This window comes from Paenarthrobacter sp. 4246 (assembly GCF_040546855.1).
In the GTDB taxonomy this organism is placed as follows: domain Bacteria; phylum Actinomycetota; class Actinomycetes; order Actinomycetales; family Micrococcaceae; genus Arthrobacter.
In genome coordinates, this window is the sequence record NZ_JBEPOP010000007.1 from 187,167 (window position 1) to 201,723 (window position 14,557).

At 63.4% G+C, this 14,557-nt stretch carries 18 protein-coding genes and 1 riboswitch; of the genes, 11 read left to right on the forward strand and 7 right to left on the reverse strand.

From position 1 onward, the window contains the following. The first annotated feature begins 83 nt into the window (after positions 1-83). Positions 84-701, forward strand: a complete 618-nt coding sequence (locus ABIE35_RS14990) for a pyridoxamine 5'-phosphate oxidase family protein (RefSeq protein WP_354516093.1) — start codon at positions 84-86, stop codon at positions 699-701. 3 nt (positions 702-704) lie between these two features. Here the strand turns inward: ABIE35_RS14990 and ABIE35_RS14995 are convergent, their stop codons facing one another. Genes ABIE35_RS14995 through ABIE35_RS15010 form a run of 4 tightly spaced genes read right to left on the reverse strand, consistent with a single transcriptional unit; the run spans position 705 to position 3,823 of the window. Then, positions 705-1,793, reverse strand: a complete 1,089-nt coding sequence (locus ABIE35_RS14995) for a sulfate/molybdate ABC transporter ATP-binding protein (protein WP_354516095.1) — start codon at positions 1,791-1,793, stop codon at positions 705-707. Continuing rightward, on the reverse strand, positions 1,790-2,605 hold the full coding sequence (locus ABIE35_RS15000; protein ID WP_354516096.1) for an ABC transporter permease: 816 nt from the start codon (positions 2,603-2,605) through the stop codon (positions 1,790-1,792). The genes ABIE35_RS14995 and ABIE35_RS15000 overlap by 4 nt, the downstream gene beginning before the upstream one ends. 16 nt (positions 2,606-2,621) lie before the next feature. Next, positions 2,622-3,416 carry a molybdate ABC transporter substrate-binding protein gene (gene modA, locus ABIE35_RS15005; protein ID WP_354516097.1) on the reverse strand — a complete coding sequence of 265 codons (795 nt, stop codon included), beginning with the start codon at positions 3,414-3,416 and terminating at the stop codon, positions 2,622-2,624. Then, on the reverse strand, positions 3,413-3,823 hold the full coding sequence (locus ABIE35_RS15010; protein ID WP_354516099.1) for a TOBE domain-containing protein: 411 nt from the start codon (positions 3,821-3,823) through the stop codon (positions 3,413-3,415). Before ABIE35_RS15010 ends, modA begins: the two co-directional genes overlap by 4 nt. A gap of 208 nt (positions 3,824-4,031) precedes the next feature. On the opposite strand from ABIE35_RS15010, the gene ABIE35_RS15015 reads away from it, so the two are divergent. The 6 genes from ABIE35_RS15015 (at position 4,032) to ABIE35_RS15040 (ending at position 9,996) form a co-directional block, all read left to right on the forward strand. Next, positions 4,032-5,207 carry a sensor histidine kinase gene (locus ABIE35_RS15015; RefSeq protein ID WP_354516101.1) on the forward strand — a complete coding sequence of 392 codons (1,176 nt, stop codon included), beginning with the start codon at positions 4,032-4,034 and terminating at the stop codon, positions 5,205-5,207. Next, positions 5,204-5,854, forward strand: a complete 651-nt coding sequence (locus ABIE35_RS15020) for a response regulator (RefSeq protein ID WP_354516103.1) — start codon at positions 5,204-5,206, stop codon at positions 5,852-5,854. The genes ABIE35_RS15015 and ABIE35_RS15020 overlap by 4 nt, the downstream gene beginning before the upstream one ends. Before the next feature lie 90 nt (positions 5,855-5,944). Beyond that, positions 5,945-6,823 (forward strand): hypothetical protein, encoded by an 879-nt coding sequence (locus tag ABIE35_RS15025; protein ID WP_354516105.1) that lies wholly within the window; start codon positions 5,945-5,947, stop codon positions 6,821-6,823. Positions 6,824-6,887: 64 nt separating this feature from the next. Beyond that, a complete protein-coding gene (locus ABIE35_RS15030) occupies positions 6,888-8,222 on the forward strand; it encodes an FAD-binding oxidoreductase (RefSeq protein WP_354516107.1) in 1,335 nt (444 codons plus the stop codon). A 134-nt stretch (positions 8,223-8,356) separates the two neighbouring features. After that, the gene (locus ABIE35_RS15035; RefSeq protein WP_354516109.1) at positions 8,357-9,226 is read left to right on the forward strand and encodes a DUF4031 domain-containing protein; all 870 of its coding nucleotides are present in this window, start codon (positions 8,357-8,359) and stop codon (positions 9,224-9,226) included. Beyond that, entirely contained in the window at positions 9,223-9,996 is a 774-nt protein-coding gene (locus tag ABIE35_RS15040) for a 2-phosphosulfolactate phosphatase (protein ID WP_354516111.1), read from the forward strand. Before ABIE35_RS15035 ends, ABIE35_RS15040 begins: the two co-directional genes overlap by 4 nt. 71 nt (positions 9,997-10,067) lie before the next feature. On the opposite strand, the gene ABIE35_RS15045 is transcribed toward ABIE35_RS15040, so the two are convergent. The 3 genes from ABIE35_RS15045 to ABIE35_RS15055 all read right to left on the reverse strand — a co-directional run bounded on the left by ABIE35_RS15045 (position 10,068) and on the right by ABIE35_RS15055 (position 11,723). Continuing rightward, entirely contained in the window at positions 10,068-10,469 is a 402-nt protein-coding gene (locus ABIE35_RS15045; RefSeq protein WP_011776159.1) for a YccF domain-containing protein, read from the reverse strand. Positions 10,470-10,556: 87 nt separating this feature from the next. Continuing rightward, positions 10,557-11,006, reverse strand: a complete 450-nt coding sequence (locus ABIE35_RS15050; protein WP_354516113.1) for an SRPBCC family protein — start codon at positions 11,004-11,006, stop codon at positions 10,557-10,559. Between the two features lie 120 nt (positions 11,007-11,126). Next, positions 11,127-11,723: a phosphoribosylanthranilate isomerase gene (locus ABIE35_RS15055; protein ID WP_354516115.1), complete on the reverse strand. Its 597-nt coding sequence runs from the start codon at positions 11,721-11,723 to the stop codon at positions 11,127-11,129. Positions 11,724-11,820: 97 nt separating this feature from the next. Here ABIE35_RS15055 and ABIE35_RS15060 point away from each other — a divergent pair, with 97 nt between their 5' ends. The 4 genes from ABIE35_RS15060 to ABIE35_RS15075 all read left to right on the forward strand — a co-directional run bounded on the left by ABIE35_RS15060 (position 11,821) and on the right by ABIE35_RS15075 (position 14,556). Beyond that, complete coding sequence (locus ABIE35_RS15060) at positions 11,821-12,447, forward strand: HutD/Ves family protein (RefSeq protein ID WP_354516117.1); 627 nt, start codon at positions 11,821-11,823, stop codon at positions 12,445-12,447. Positions 12,448-12,504: 57 nt separating this feature from the next. Next, positions 12,505-12,570, forward strand: a riboswitch (guanidine-III (ykkC-III) riboswitch). A gap of 9 nt (positions 12,571-12,579) precedes the next feature. Beyond that, positions 12,580-12,894, forward strand: coding sequence for a DMT family transporter (locus ABIE35_RS15065; RefSeq protein WP_280623846.1), 315 nt, complete (start codon positions 12,580-12,582; stop codon positions 12,892-12,894). Positions 12,895-12,896: 2 nt separating this feature from the next. Continuing rightward, a complete protein-coding gene (locus ABIE35_RS15070) occupies positions 12,897-13,280 on the forward strand; it encodes a DMT family transporter (RefSeq protein ID WP_354516119.1) in 384 nt (127 codons plus the stop codon). Between the two features lie 268 nt (positions 13,281-13,548). Beyond that, entirely contained in the window at positions 13,549-14,556 is a 1,008-nt protein-coding gene (locus ABIE35_RS15075) for an aldo/keto reductase (RefSeq protein ID WP_354516121.1), read from the forward strand. Position 14,557 lies beyond the last annotated feature (1 nt).

A 14,557-nucleotide genomic window follows, 5' to 3' on the forward strand; every position in this document is an offset into this window, starting at 1 on the left:
GTTTGCCCACGGCGAAACCCGTGTCCAGATAAAACCGTGACTATGTGAATATCGGGTAGCTCCCGCACCCGTAGGCTGGGGCCATGGACACCATTTCAAGCGCGGACGAACTCGAAGAACTCATAGGCCTGCCCCTTGAACGCACGCGAAAGAAGGTGCGTACATCGCTCAGCGATTTTGACCGCCAATGGTTGGCAGCGAGCCCCTTTTGCGTGGTGTCCACCACGGACGCCCAGGGTCGCGTGGACGCTTCTCCCAAAGGGGACCCCGCAGGTTTCATCCACGTCCTGGACCACCAGACCATTGCCATCCCCGAGCGGCCCGGAAACAAGCTTGCCTTCGGTTTCCACAACATTCTGGAGAACCCAAACGTCGGCATTCTGTCCGTGGTCCCCGGCCGGACGGACACCTTGCGGATCAACGGGACAGCGCAGATTGTCCGGGATGCAGATTTCTTCGATCACATGGTGGTCAAGGGACACCGACCCCGCGCTGCCATTGTGGTCACCATTGACGAAGTCTTCACGCACTGCGGCAAAGCCTTCATGCGCAGCGGCTTGTGGCAGCCTGAAACCTGGGAACCGGAAGGGCTGCCCAGCATTGCGGTCCTGTCCAAGGCCTACACCCAGCCGGAGACACCGTTGGAGGAGCTGGAGTCCTATTACGGACCGTCCTATGCCGAGCGGATGTACCGGGACTGAATTTCAGGCCGGGTACAGGGAGACCAGCGCGGACTTGACCACGAACCTCACCTCCATGCCAGGCACCAGGCCCAGATCGGCAGAGGCGGCCGGGGTGATGTCGGCGGAAAGGACCTGCGCAGATTGCCCCGGACTTGCGCGCACCCTGATCTGGTCGCCGTGCGGTTCAAGGTCCGTGATGACCACGGGAAAGGAATTGCGCGGGCTGCCGTGCACCTCACCGGGAAAAACGGAAACGCTCGACGGCGGGAACGCAGCCACGCCTGCCTGGCCGGGCTGGGGTGACCAGCCGGGATCGTGCTGGCCGGCGAAAACCCGGCCATCCGGCGTCGTAATTCCTTCCTCACTGAGGGTGCCGGCAACGAGGTTAAGCCCTGCCAAGCCAGCTGCGAAATGGCTTCTGGGCCTTTCAAGGACCTGGCGTGTAGGGCCCTGCTCGGCGATCCTTCCGTTTTCCACCACGATGACGCGATCGGCAAGCATGTAGGCATCCAGGACGTCGTGCGTAACAATGATGGCTTTCCGGCCTTTCAGCACCCTTTTGAGCACGCGGCGCAGCAAGGGAGCCGCGTGGATATCCAGCGCGGCCATGGGCTCGTCAAGAAGGAGGAGTTCCGGCTCTGCGGCCAAGGCTCGGGCGACTGCCACACGCTGTGCCTGCCCGCCGGACATTTGCGCGGGTTTTCGATTGGCGAGGGACAGGGCGTCCACTTCCGTGAGCCAATGACGCGCGGTTTCCCGTGCCGCGGCCTTGGAAGCCCCGGCACTGCGCGGTCCGAATGCCACGTTATCCAACGCGTTCAGGTGGGGAAACAAGAGCGCTTCCTGGGCCAGTAAAGCAGTCCCCCTGAGGTGCGGTGGGCTCCACAAGCGAGTGTCGCCGTCGAGGTTGAACAACGCTTGTTCACCGTTTTTCGCTGTGCCCATCTTTGCCGCGCCGGAATCCGGCCTCAGCAGGCCGGCGATCACACCCAACAGCGTCGACTTCCCGGCCCCGTTGGGACCAAGGATGGCTACGGTCTCGCCGTCGCTGAGCCTGAGGGACATGTCGAAATTTCTGGCGGCGAGGCTGGCATGGACTTCGAAGCTCACGATTGAACCTCCACTGGTTTGCTGCGAGGCCGGTTGCCGTAGCTGAGCCCCACCACGGCAACCGCCACCGCCACCAGCACCAAGGACAGTGCGACGGCGGCATCGGCATCGGTCTCGCGTTGCAGGTAGATCTCCAACGGCAACGTGCGGGTAACCCCCTCCAGGCTTCCCGCGAAGGTCAGGGTAGCTCCGAATTCGCCCAAGCTGCGTGCGAAGGACAACACCGCACCGGATGCGAGCCCCGGCAGGACCAGCGGCAGCGTGACACGACGAAGGACCGTGGTGGGCCGGGCGCCCAGCGTCGCCGCGACGGCTTCGTATTTGTTGCCAGCCGATCGCAGCGCCCCTTCCAGGCTGACCACCAGGAACGGCAGGGCCACGAAGGTCTGGGCAAGGACCACCGCGGTAGTGGAAAATGCAATCTGGATGCCGGCCACCTCCAGGGACTTCCCCAGCAGGCCCTGCCGCCCAAACGTGTACAAGAGTGCAATGCCCCCGACGACGGGCGGCAGCACCAGCGGCAAGAGGACAAACGCCCGGAGCAACCGCTGACCCCTAAAGTCGCCACGTGCCAGTACCAACGCCAAAGGAACACCCAGCACGATACAGAGCACCGTGCTGGCGGCCGAGGTTCGCAGGCTCAGGCTCAGTGCTGCGAGCGAGGAATCGGACGTGATGAGCGGGATGAACTGCGGCCAGTTGACCTTGGCCAGCATTGCCACCAATGGCAGGACCACCAGTAATCCTCCGACAGCGGCCACGGCATGGATCCATCGCGGAATGCCGTTGTACCCGGAGGTGTCTCGTCTCATCAACGTTCCCGGTCCGCTACGGTGCGCCGAAGCCGGCGTCGCCCAGGATCTTCGTGCCGTCGTCGCCGGTGACCATGGCTATGAATGCCGCTGCCAATGCCTTGTTCTTGCTGGTACCCACTGTGGCTATGGGGTAAGTGTTGACGGCTTGGTCTGATTCCGGGAAGGGGATGCCCTTGACCTTGTCCCCGGCTCCCTTGACGTCTGTGGCGTAGACCAGGCCCGCGTCGGCTTCCTGGGAGGTCACCTTACCCAGGACATCCGTCACGGACGACTCCTCGCTGACCGGGCTCAAAGTGGCCCCGGTTGCCCTCTCAATGGCGTCCGTGGCTGCCCCGCACGGCACCTGGCTCGCGCAGGTGACCACCTTGACCCCGGGTTTGGCCAAGTCGGCAAAGGAAGAGATCGACGCCGGATTGCCGGGTGGGACGGCAATCTCCAGGACGTTGGTGGCGAAGTTGGTCGCCGTACCGTCCACGAGTTGGGCATCGACGAGCTTGGTCATGTTCTTGGTGTCGGCTGAGGCGAAAACGTCAGCGGGGGCGCCTTGAGTGATCTGCGTGACCAGGTCGGAGGAGCCGGCGAAACTCAGATTCACCTTGGTGCCCGCGTTCTTGGCTTCGAAGTCCTTGGCCAGCTGCGTGAACGTGGATTTGAGCGAGGCAGCGGCAAAGACTGTGACCGTTCCGGAGAGCTGACCTGACGTGGCACTGCCGGTGGAAGGTTCCGGGGTGCTTGAAGCGCAGCCTGCCAGGCTGGCAGAAAGGACTCCTGCAAGCAGCAGTGCTAGGGGCTTACGGGTGATCCTCATATGATGCTCTTTCCCTGAGGAGTTTCGATGATGACCGTGGTGGCCTTGACCACGGCGGTCGCCACCGAACCAAGCTCCAGGCCGAGCTCCGCTACGGCTTCACTGCTCATGAGTGACACCACGCGGAAGGGCCCGCATTGAAGCTCCACTTGCGCCATGACCTTGTCCGCGGTGATCCCCGTGACCAAGCCAACGAACCGGTTCCGGGCCGAGCTTCCTGTCCGGGAGGGATCGTCGGGAAGGTGGGATTGCTCGCGGGCAAGCGTTGCGAGTTCAAGTCCGTCCACTGCCAGGCGCCCGGCCGGGTCCTTCTGGGCGGTCAGCGTTCCGTTTTCCGTCCAGCGCCTCACGGTGTCGTCGCTGACACCCAGAAAGCGAGCGGCCTCCGAGATTCGTATTTGCGGCATGGAATGAGTCTAGTTCCGTATTTGCGTGTTGGATGCCATGTTTTCAACGCAAACGAAATGTGACCAATGGTTCTTGCCAAGCGCGATTCGGTGCGCGGCCGCCGTCGTGCAGGGAACCTCAGCACCTCGGACGAACTTGCTCCACCTTCCGGGTGAAACCGACCGAAACGGCGCCGACGCCGGGTCCGCGCACCCTAGTGTTGAGGACATGTCCACGAGCATCCAAGCCCTTCGCCCCGCAGCCGCGCCGATCGTTGCCGCTGCCATGCTCGTGGCGCTGATGATCCTCGACGAGCACGGCTTCGATGCTGCGAGCGCTGTCCTGTTTGCGCTGACGGCAGCGGTGGCCACAGCGGAGCTGATTCCGGTTCCGGCCTTCATCTTCGCGTTCGCAGCATTGGGACTCCAGGCATTCGGCGTCTTCCCGAGCGTAATGGTGACCGGCGCAACCCAGTTCGTCATGCTTCCAGTCCTTGTCTTCTTCGCAAGCCTGGGCTGGAGGGAACCGCAACGGTGGCCGCTTCCTGTCGCCGCTGTTGCCGCCGCCGGGATGGTGGCTGTGAACTGGTTCGCTGACACCAGCTGGATCAATTTCGTGTTCGGCAAGCAACTCGCCGAAGCGGGTACTTTCCGGATCGCCTTGTATGCCTTCCTGGTTTTTGCATCCTTCACAGCCCTCAACCTTGCGGGGTGGGCGGCGGCAACTACTGTGCAGCAGGCTGCCGCCAACCGGCAGGCCAAGGAACAGGCAGAATCGCGCCTCGAATCGACGTCCGTCGCTTTGATAGTTGAGCAGGAGCGCAACCGGATTGCCCGGGAACTGCATGACGTCCTTGCACACTCGCTGGCCGTGATTACCGCGCAGGCCGAGGGTATCCGCTACGTCCACAGGACCGAGCCGGAGTCAGTGGAGGAAGCGGCCGGCATCATCGCGTCGTCAGCCAGGAGTGCATTGCAGGAGACGCGGCGGCTGGTGCAGAGCTTCGGCTCCGAGCTTGACGGCCCTGCCCCCGGAGCAGCAGACCTGCCGGCCCTCGCGCAACGGCTTCACAGCAGCGGCATGCCCGTGGAACTTCACACCGGCGGCCTGGAAGGGCTCTCGCCCGTGGAGGACCTCACCGTGTACAGGATTGTGCAGGAGAGCCTGACAAATGCCTTCAAACACGGAGATCGCAGCGCGGGCGCCACCGTGATGGCGGATCGTGACGCCACCGGCCTGCGGCTGACGATCCGCTCAAAACTGGCCGACGGCGGTACGGACGTACCGCCGTCGGGAACCGGCCGCGGCATCCCCGGCATGCGTGAACGCGCGACGGCGGCAGGCGGCTACCTGACAACGGTCACCGACGGCCAACTCTTCGAAGTGGAGGCGACCCTGCCGTGAGTGAGGCAAAGATCCGAGTAGCGCTGGTGGACGACCAGCCCCTGTTCAGCGCAGGCCTGAAGATGATCCTTCGCAGCCAACCGGACCTGGATCTGGTGGGAGAGGCGACGGACGGCGAGCAGGCCGTTGCCCTCGCGGCGGACGTCGGACCGGACGTGATGCTGATGGATATCCGGATGCCGGTGATGGACGGCATCACGGCCACCCGGCGAATCACGGACGGCCCGGGTAGGACAAAGGTCATTGTGCTCACCACCATCCAGCACGATGAGGCAGTGGTCCGGGCCATTCAGGCCGGTGCCGGCGGGTTCCTGACTAAGGACGCAACCCCGGAATTCCTGCTGGCAGCCATCCGGACCGTCCACTCGGGCCACGCAGTCATGGCACCGTCGGCCACCAATGAACTGCTCCGCGACTACACGACCCCTTCGGCCGCCAATTCGTCAGTCCTGGAACCGCTGTCCGCGCGCGAGCGCGATGTATTCATGCTGGCTGCCAAGGGCCTCGCCAACGGGGAGATCGCGGCGTCGCTGGTGCTCAGTGATGCCACCGTCAAGACCCATATCGGCAGCATTCTCTCCAAGCTCACCCTCAAGAACCGCATCCAACTGGTGGCATTTGCCTACCAGAACAGGCTGCTCGACTAGCTCTAACTGCCTTACCGAATGCCCCGGGACTACTGGGGCCGGCCACCGCATTGCCAAAAACGGACGATAATTCGTCACGAAGGAGAAACAGTGAAGAAGAAGACTATTGGGGCACTGATTCTTGCCGCCGGTGCAGCCGCTACGTTGGCCGCAGCTGCCACACCTGGAGTTTCCTCCATGCTGACCAAGCCTGCCGAGCGTCCGGTCTCCGGCATCACCTTGGCCGCTGAGCAGTTCGCGTCCGAGGATGCGATTGCACAGAGGGGCGTGGCGGAGGCTGTCCGGAGGTGCATGGCCAAAGCGGGCTATGACTACACCCCCGCAGCATCAGGACAGCAGTCAGTAGATCTCAAACACCACATCGGCTTCACCACACTCACCGTTGAAACTGCCCGCGCTTCCGGCTACGCCACCTTCAAGCCCCAGGGGCCGGGGGAGCCTGCCACGAACTCCGAAGTGGGAAAGCTCCTTGCCGATCCTGCCTTCCAGGCCGCATTGAATGGCGGCGGGCCCTCGGAGCAAAATGTGGTCGAGTCTTCTGAGGGGTTGGGCATGCAGTGGGGAGGATGCACGGCCGAGGGCATCACAGCCATCTACGGCAATGCCAATGACTACATGCGCGCCACCGGCTTGGCGTTCAACTCTTTATTGGTTGCCACGAACGCTGCGGCTGCGGATGCCGACATCCAGAGTGCGGTGGACGCTTGGAAAAACTGCATGTCCATCACGGCCTTCCCTTACAGCCTCCCGGGTGAGGCCGCTTCGGCCGGCTTGGATGCCGGAGGCCAGAAGGAACTCAAGATCGCCGTCACCGATGCCACCTGCCGCGCGGACACTAACTTCGATGCCAAGCTGACCACCGTTCTGGATAAATACCTGACCACGCGGATGAAGGAGTTGGAGACCGAAGTGGCCGCGGTCAAACAAATCCGAAGCGATGCCTCGGCCCGGGCAAAGGCCTTGCTCTAGCACCAAAGGACCCGCAGCCGTACCCTGTTCTAGGGAGAGAGTCTCAGGCGCGAAGGAGCGTCCCATGGAATGGATTCGTCCGGACAACCCCACCTATGACGAGGCCCGGAAACTCTTCAACGCGATGATCGACCGCAGGCCGGCCGTGATCGCCAAATGTTCTGATCCCGGCGAGGTTGCTGAGGCACTCAATTACGCGCACAACCACAATCTGGACGTCGCGGTTCGTTCAGGCGGGCATTCGGTGGCGGGCATGTCCACCAATGATGGCGGGTTGGTGGTGGATGTACGCCCCATGAAGTCCATCAGCGTCAACACGGAGGCGAAGACCGCCACAGCGGGTGCCGGGCTCACGTGGGGCGAGTTCGACCGCGCAACCCAACAGTATGGCTTGGCAGTGACCGGCGGGCGCGCGTCCACCACGGGTGTCTCCGGCTTCACGTTGGGCGGGGGGTCGGGGTGGCTGGAGCGGTCCTACGGCTTCGCATGCGACAACCTGCTTTCGGTGGACCTGGTCACAGCGTCCGGAGATCGGGTGACTGCCAGCCCGGGCGAAAATCCCGAGTTGTTCTGGGCACTCCACGGCGGAGGCGGGAACTTCGGAGTGGCAACGTCCCTGACCTTCAAACTGCACGACGTCGGCCCCACCGTGATGGCCGGCCTGATGCTGTTTCCTGGTGAGGATGCCACGGATTTGTCCCGGGCCTACCGCCAACTCGCCCTTGACGCGCCCGACGCCGTAGGAACAGCGCTCGTGTATCTCACCGCTCCACCGGAAGAGTTCGTCCCGGAGGACATGGTGGGCAAACTCGCCGTCGGCATGGCCTACATCCATGCCGGCGATGTCGAGGCAGGCGAGGAACACGCCAAACCGTTCAAGGAACTCGGTCCGAGTGTTGATCTGGTGTCACCCATGGGTTACGCCGACTTCCAGTGCATGATCGATGACCCCCCGGACCACTACAACTACTGGAGCGCGGACTATCACAACGAACTCTCTGACGACGCCCTGGACGTGCTGGTGGACTCTGCCCAACGCCTTCCGGGACCGAATTCCCAGCAGTTGGTGGCACGTTGGGGCGGAGCAGTGGCTGGGTCCGCTGCGGCGAACACACCGCTGCAACACCGCGGCGCAGCATGGGTCAGCCATCCTTTCGGCCTGTCCGAAACAAGGGAGGGCGGTCAAGAGGCCAAAGCGTGGGTGAAGCAATTCAGGCAAGACATCGCTCCCCACACCACGGGCGGAGTATGGCTGAACTTCATCGGCGACGAAGGCCAGGACCGCATCATGGCTGCCTACGGCGAACAAAACTACCGGCGGCTGTCCAAGGTGAAAGGCCAGTTCGATCCAGACAACGTGTTCCGCGGCAACCAGAACATCCTGCCCGCCGAGCGCTGATATTCCCCTAGGCTCCTTCCCAGTTGCCGTGAACAGTACGGGCAGTGAAGCCCGAATTTCCGGGGCGGCAGCACGGCGGTAGACGTCCCGACGGCCGGCAACTGGGAAGGATCGCTTGGGACTACACTTTGGCAATGGCCGTCTACATCGATCCGCCCTTGTGGCCAGCGCACGGGACCGTTTTTTCGCATCTGGTATCGGATTCATCGCTGGATGAGCTTCATGCTTTCGCGACCGCTGCCGGGGTTCCGGAGAGGGCCTTCGACGGGGACCACTACGACGTTCCCGAACGGCGGTACGACGACCTGGTCCTCGCCGGCGCCATCCCCGTTGAGGCTCGGATCCTGGTCCGTAAACTCATTGCCAGCGGGCTGCGGATTCCTGCGCGCGAACGGAGCAAAGCCTTGACGGTCCCTCTGATGGAGCGATGGAACAGCATCTTTCCCGGCTACGAGGAGTTGGGCCTGGAACTCCTGGAACGGTGGGGCGAGGACGGCCGGAAGTATCACAGCCGCACCCACCTCCTGGCTGTTCTTGAGGCCTTGGACGTTCTCACCGAACCAGCGTTGCCTGCACGGACCGTCTCCTTGGCGGCGTGGTTTCACGACGCCGTTTATGAAGGCGTGGCCGGCCAGGATGAGGAAAAATCAGCCCTGTTGGCCGAGGACCGGCTGACCGCCGCCGGGCTCTCCGCCGCCGACGTGGCCGAAGTGGCGCGGCTGGTCCGGCTCACGTCCTCGCACTCCCCCGAGCCCGGTGACCATGCCGGCGCCCTGCTCTGCGACGCCGATCTCTCCGTCCTCGGTGGCGACGAGCAAGCCTATGCACGCTATCTGGCCGCCGTCCGCGAAGACTACGCGCACGTCAGCGACGCCGACTTCGCGAAGGGCCGCGCCGCCGTCGTGCGTCATCTTCTGGGACTTGATCCGTTGTTCCATGGCGAACGCGCCAAGGCGCTCTGGCTCGACGCCGCGCGCCGCAACCTCTCGGCGGAACTGGCGTGAGCGGTTCCGTCAGCGAACCTGGCGCACCGCAGCGGCAGCTTCCGTACGCGGTCAGGTTCGAATGGGGGCTCGACGGCGGCCGGGCTGTAGTGCCCGGAGCCGACCTTGCGGTGGTGGTTGACGTCCTGTCGTTCACCACATGCGTGAATGTTGCGGTGGACCGCGGGGCGATGGTGTTTCCCTACCCATGGCATGACGCGTCGGCCAGCGAGTTCGCGGTCCGTCATGATGCTTTGCTCGCGGGCCCCCGCGATTCTGAGGGCCTGAGCTTGTCGCCGTCCAGCCTCCGCCGGGCCCGCGTGCTGGACCGCGTGGTTCTCCCTTCTCCGAACGGGTCCATCAGCCACGAGCTTGCGTCATCGGCTCGTCAGGTTGTGGCGGTTTCGCTCCGGAATGCCGCAGCGACTGCCGACTGGGTCCACGCGACCTTGCCCGCAGAGGCCGTGATTGCTGTGATCGCGGCGGGTGAAAGGTGGCCGGACGGGGCGTTGCGGCCGGCGTTGGAGGATCAGCTCGGAGCCGGTGCGTTCATCGCCGGACTGGCGGCCGCGGGAAATCGCAACCTGTCTCCCGAGTCGGAGACGGCTGCTGCGGCGTTCAATGCCGCCGAACCCCGGCTGGCCGCCATTCTTCGGGGCTGTTCCAGCGGACGCGAACTGATCGACGGCGGTTTTGCGGACGACGTCAGCATCGCTGCGGAATTGGACGCCAGTTCGGTAGTGGCCCTGCTTCGGGACGGGGCCTTCCAGGGCATAACCTTCACCGATTAGACGCTCCGCGGCAGGGTAGACGGTAGGAATCGTCTGCCCTGCAGCGAGTCGTCTAAATGGAGCGCACCGGTCTAGCGGTAGGTGCTGACGAACGGCTGGTTGGTGGGCACAATCTGCTTGCCCAACGGCATCAGGGAGACCGGGATGAGCTTCAGGTTGGCGATGGCCAGCGGGATGCCAATGATGGTGATGGCCATGGCAAACGCAGTGACTACGTGGCCGATCGCGATCCAGATGCCCGCGACGAGCAGCCAGATCACGTTACCGAGGAGCGCGAACACCCCGGCACCGCCCGGCTTCTCCACCACCATTTGGCCGAAAGGCCATAGGCAGTATGCACCGATCCGGAACGAAGCGATGCCCCACGGGATGGTCACGATGAGCACGCAGCAAATGATGCCCGCCGCGAAGTAACCCAAGGCCAGCCAGAACCCACCGAAGACAAGCCAGATGATGTTAAGGAGCGTTTTCATAGTTCCCATTCTCCCCTGTGGGCCTGACAAAAAGCCTAGGGGTCTGCCCTGATTCTTCCCTGACCTGTGGATGTGCTTGTGTGCCGCTCAGGCCAGCAGTTCGTCCAGCTTGTCGAACGAAGTGCCCCAGCCATCGCGGGTCATGTCCACCCACTCCTGGGATTCGAACGGTCCCTGAGTGACGTTCATGCGGGTACGGCCGTTGAGGTCCTCGAATTCCAGGCGCATCTCCTCAAATTCGTGATCGGCATCCGGAGCAGCTTTGGCTTTCGCTACCAGAAGAGCCGGGGTTTCCAGCTCCGTAATCACTGCTTCAATGGGGGCTTCCTGCTCGCCGTCCTCGTCCGACCACACCATGACCACCTGCCAGATGCCGCCAACCCGCGGCTCAACGATGATTTTCTCGCGGGGAGCTTCCACTTCCACGGGTCCGAACCACTGCGCAAGCTTGTCCGGCTCCATCCAGGCGTCGAAAACCTTCTCACGCGGGGCATCAAACTCGCGGCTCATGGTCAGGGTGAAGTGTTCCGTGCTCATTGCTTGACTCCTGGTATCCGTGCGATTCGTTCTCTTGGGAGCGAGTCTAGAGGGTGCCACCGACAAGCACGCGGGAAGTGAGCGAGCGATCCGCTCAAGCACGCGGGAAGTGAGCGAGCGTCAAGCTTTCGCGGCTTCGACGAACGCGCGGATCTTGGACAGGTCCTTCACGCCGCGGGACGACTCGACACCGGAGGACACATCCACACCCCACGCGCCGGCCGCAGTTGCTGCGAAGGCTACGTTGCCGGATTCGAGTCCACCGGCGAGCAGCCACTCGCGGCCGTCGAGCCCCTTGGCACGGACCGATGCGTAGTCCCAGGCCTCCCCCGACCCCGGCACCGCGGCGTCAACCAGAAACACGTCCTCGCCCAGATCAGCGAACTCGGCCTGGGAGGCACCCATGGTGACGGCACGGATGAGCCGCAGCCCGGCGTCGTGCACTGTTTTTACGTCGTCGGCAGTCCGATGGCCATGGAGCTGGACCCACTCAAGGCCCGCGGCCCGGGCCGTGGCAACGGCATCATCCGCGGACTCGTGCCGGAACACGCCCACGGCACGAACACCCTCGGGAACCAGCGGGAGCAAAATGCGCACCTGATCCGGGCTGACTTCGCGCGGGCTGGCCGTGAGCACGAACCCAACGGCGTCCGCACCGGCGTCGACGGCTTCACGGACGGATTCAGGCGTACTCAACCCGCACACTTTGACGAACATTCCCGTGCCTCCAGCCAAACTCGCAACGTTTTCCACATATGACGTTAGCAAGCCGCATTGCCAACGCAGAAGCTGTGTCCACCACTAGGCTGGTTGGATGGAGATCATCCGCTATGCCGACATCCATCCTGAACCGTGGCGCAACGGGGGCGGGGTGACGCGTGAACTCGCCAGCCATCCGAAAGCGGCCTCAGCCCAGGACGGTGCATGGGATTGGCGCGTCAGCATCGCCGACGTCTCCAAAGCCGGAGATTTCTCCGTCTTCCCGGGCATGGAGCGCGTGATCACCATCATCGAGGGCGAACTGCTGCTGCTCACCGTGGACGGATCCGAGCACCCGCTCGAGAAGTACCGACCCTTCCGTTTCTCGGGCGAGGCTGCGTCGGGGGCAACTCTTCCGACCGGGAACATCCGAGACCTGAATGTCATCGCCCGGGCGGGAGCCTTCAAGGGCTACACGTCCATTGTCGAGATTTCCAAGAAGCGTGCGCACCCGGTCTTCGAGGGCCAGCTTGCCGTCCTGTTGGAGGGTAAAGCGACCGTTGCGCCCGGCACAGCTGTGGAGGAAGAGTCCGACGGCGACTCCCCGGCACCCAGCGCGGTCGAACCTGTTGAGCTGTCACGGTACGACGCCGTGGTCGGCTCCGATATCCGGAGCCCGGAAATCTCGGGCCGCGGTTTCATCGCCGTGATCTCGATCGACCATGTGGAGTCCCACGCCTGAGGTGGTGACGTTAACCACCAGAAGTGGCCACCCCGCACGGGAGTTGCTAGCCTGAATTGAAGGTTCCGCTCTGGAACCTCCGGACGACGGTTCAGTACCCGGAATGCGACAAGACTGGCCAAAGGAAATGTCATGTCGTGGATAATTCTCATTCTTTCCGGAGCACTCGAGGCCGTCTGGGCCGCAGCGCTCCACCGGTCCAAGGGCTTCCGTAAACCCGTTCCGACCGTCGTCTTCCTGGTGTCTGTCATCGCCAGCATGGCCGGACTCGCCATCGCGATGCAGTCCATCCCCACGGGCACGGCTTATGCGGTGTGGGTTGGCGTCGGCGTCGTATTGACCGCAACGTACGCAATGGCCACCAAGGTTGAACGTGCGACGACGGCCCGGCTGCTTTTGCTTGCCGGCATCGGCGCATGTGTGGTCGGCCTGAAGGTGGTGGCATAGCCATGACTGCGAACACCAAGAACACCAAGGACGCCGGCAACGGAATCTTCTGGATCATTCTCTTGGCTTCAGCACTGCTGGAAGCTGTCTGGGCCACCGCTTTGGGCCTGTCCAACGGCTTCACGCAGCTCACGCCAACCGTGGTCTTCATCATTACTGCGGTGTTGAGCATGCTGGGGCTGGGCATCGCGGTGAAGCGAATCCCCCTGGGCACTGCCTACGCGATATGGGTGGGCATCGGTGCAGCACTCACTGTCGGCTGGGCCATGATCACGGGCGTGGAGTCTGCGAGCCCGCTGAAGCTGCTCTTCATCGCGGGAATCGTGGGCTGTGCTGCCGGTTTGAAGGCCTTGCCTGCCGATAAGGCTGCAGCCCAAGCCGAGTAGCCAACACCCCGCGGTGGGCGCTGGCCCATTTCGATGGCTTGCTGCGCATTAGACGTCTCCTACCATCGAATGCGCAGCAAGCCATCGAATCGGGCAGGGCAACACCGCGGACACGGCCAGGGTCCATGTCAGGGAACCCAGCAGGAATACCCACCGCGTCCACGGCCAAAGCTCCATATCGGTGGACCCCGCAGGAATACCCGCCGCGTCCACAGAGTTCATGCCAACAAAGGGCCCTCTGGAACACCTACGCGCATTGGAGAAGTTCATGACTGCAGTTCAGCTCGGCGACGGCCTCACGGTCAGCCCCCTCGGCTTTGGCGGAATGGCCCTGACCCCGGTCTATGGCGGAATTGATCCCGAGGAAGGCCTGCAAACACTGAGGCATGCGGTGGACGCAGGCATCACGTTCATCGACACCGCAGATGTATACGGTGCCGGCAGCAGCGAGGAACTCGTGGGCAGGCTCCTGAAGGAGCGCCGCGACGAAATCCAGGTGGCCACGAAGTTTGGAATTGAGGGCAACCCCGCGGACGGGTACACGGGAGTCCGCGGGGATGCGCCCTACATCAGGCAAGCGGCGGAAGCGAGCCTCCGCCGCTTGGACACTGATGTGATTGACCTCTACTACATGCACCGCCGTGACCTCCGCGTTCCGATAGTGGAAACCGTGGAGGCCATGGCGGAGCTGGTCCGAGAGGGCAAGGTCCGGCACCTCGGTTTGTCTGAAGTGACAGCCGAGGAGCTCAGGCAGGCCAACGCCGTCCATCCCATTGCCGCGGTCCAGAGTGAATGGTCAATCTGGAGCAGGGATGTTGAACTCAACGTTGTTCCTGCAGCCAAGGAACTTGGCGTGGGGTTCGTGCCGTATTCGCCGCTGGGCCGTGGCTTCCTTACAGGAACCGTCAGCGCGGGCGATCTGGGCGAGAACGATTTCCGCCACAAGATCCCCCGTTTTGGTGGCGAGGCACTTGATGCGAACCAGGCCGTGGTGGCCGCGGTTCGCGAGGTAGCCAGCGGGCTGGATGCAACTCCGGCCCAGGTAGCCCTGGCTTGGCTGTTCGCCCAAGGTCAGCGCCTTGGGATTTCCGTGGTTCCCATCCCCGGCACGCGCAAAACGCACCGGATCGACGAGAACCTGGGGGCACTGTCCCTGCAACTGGGAACAGCACAACTTGAGGTGCTCGACCAGGCCGCGGCCGCCGTCGTGGGTTCACGATCGGCCGACCCCAACTGGGTGTCACAGGGCCGCGAAGCCAACCCGGCAACTGCATAGA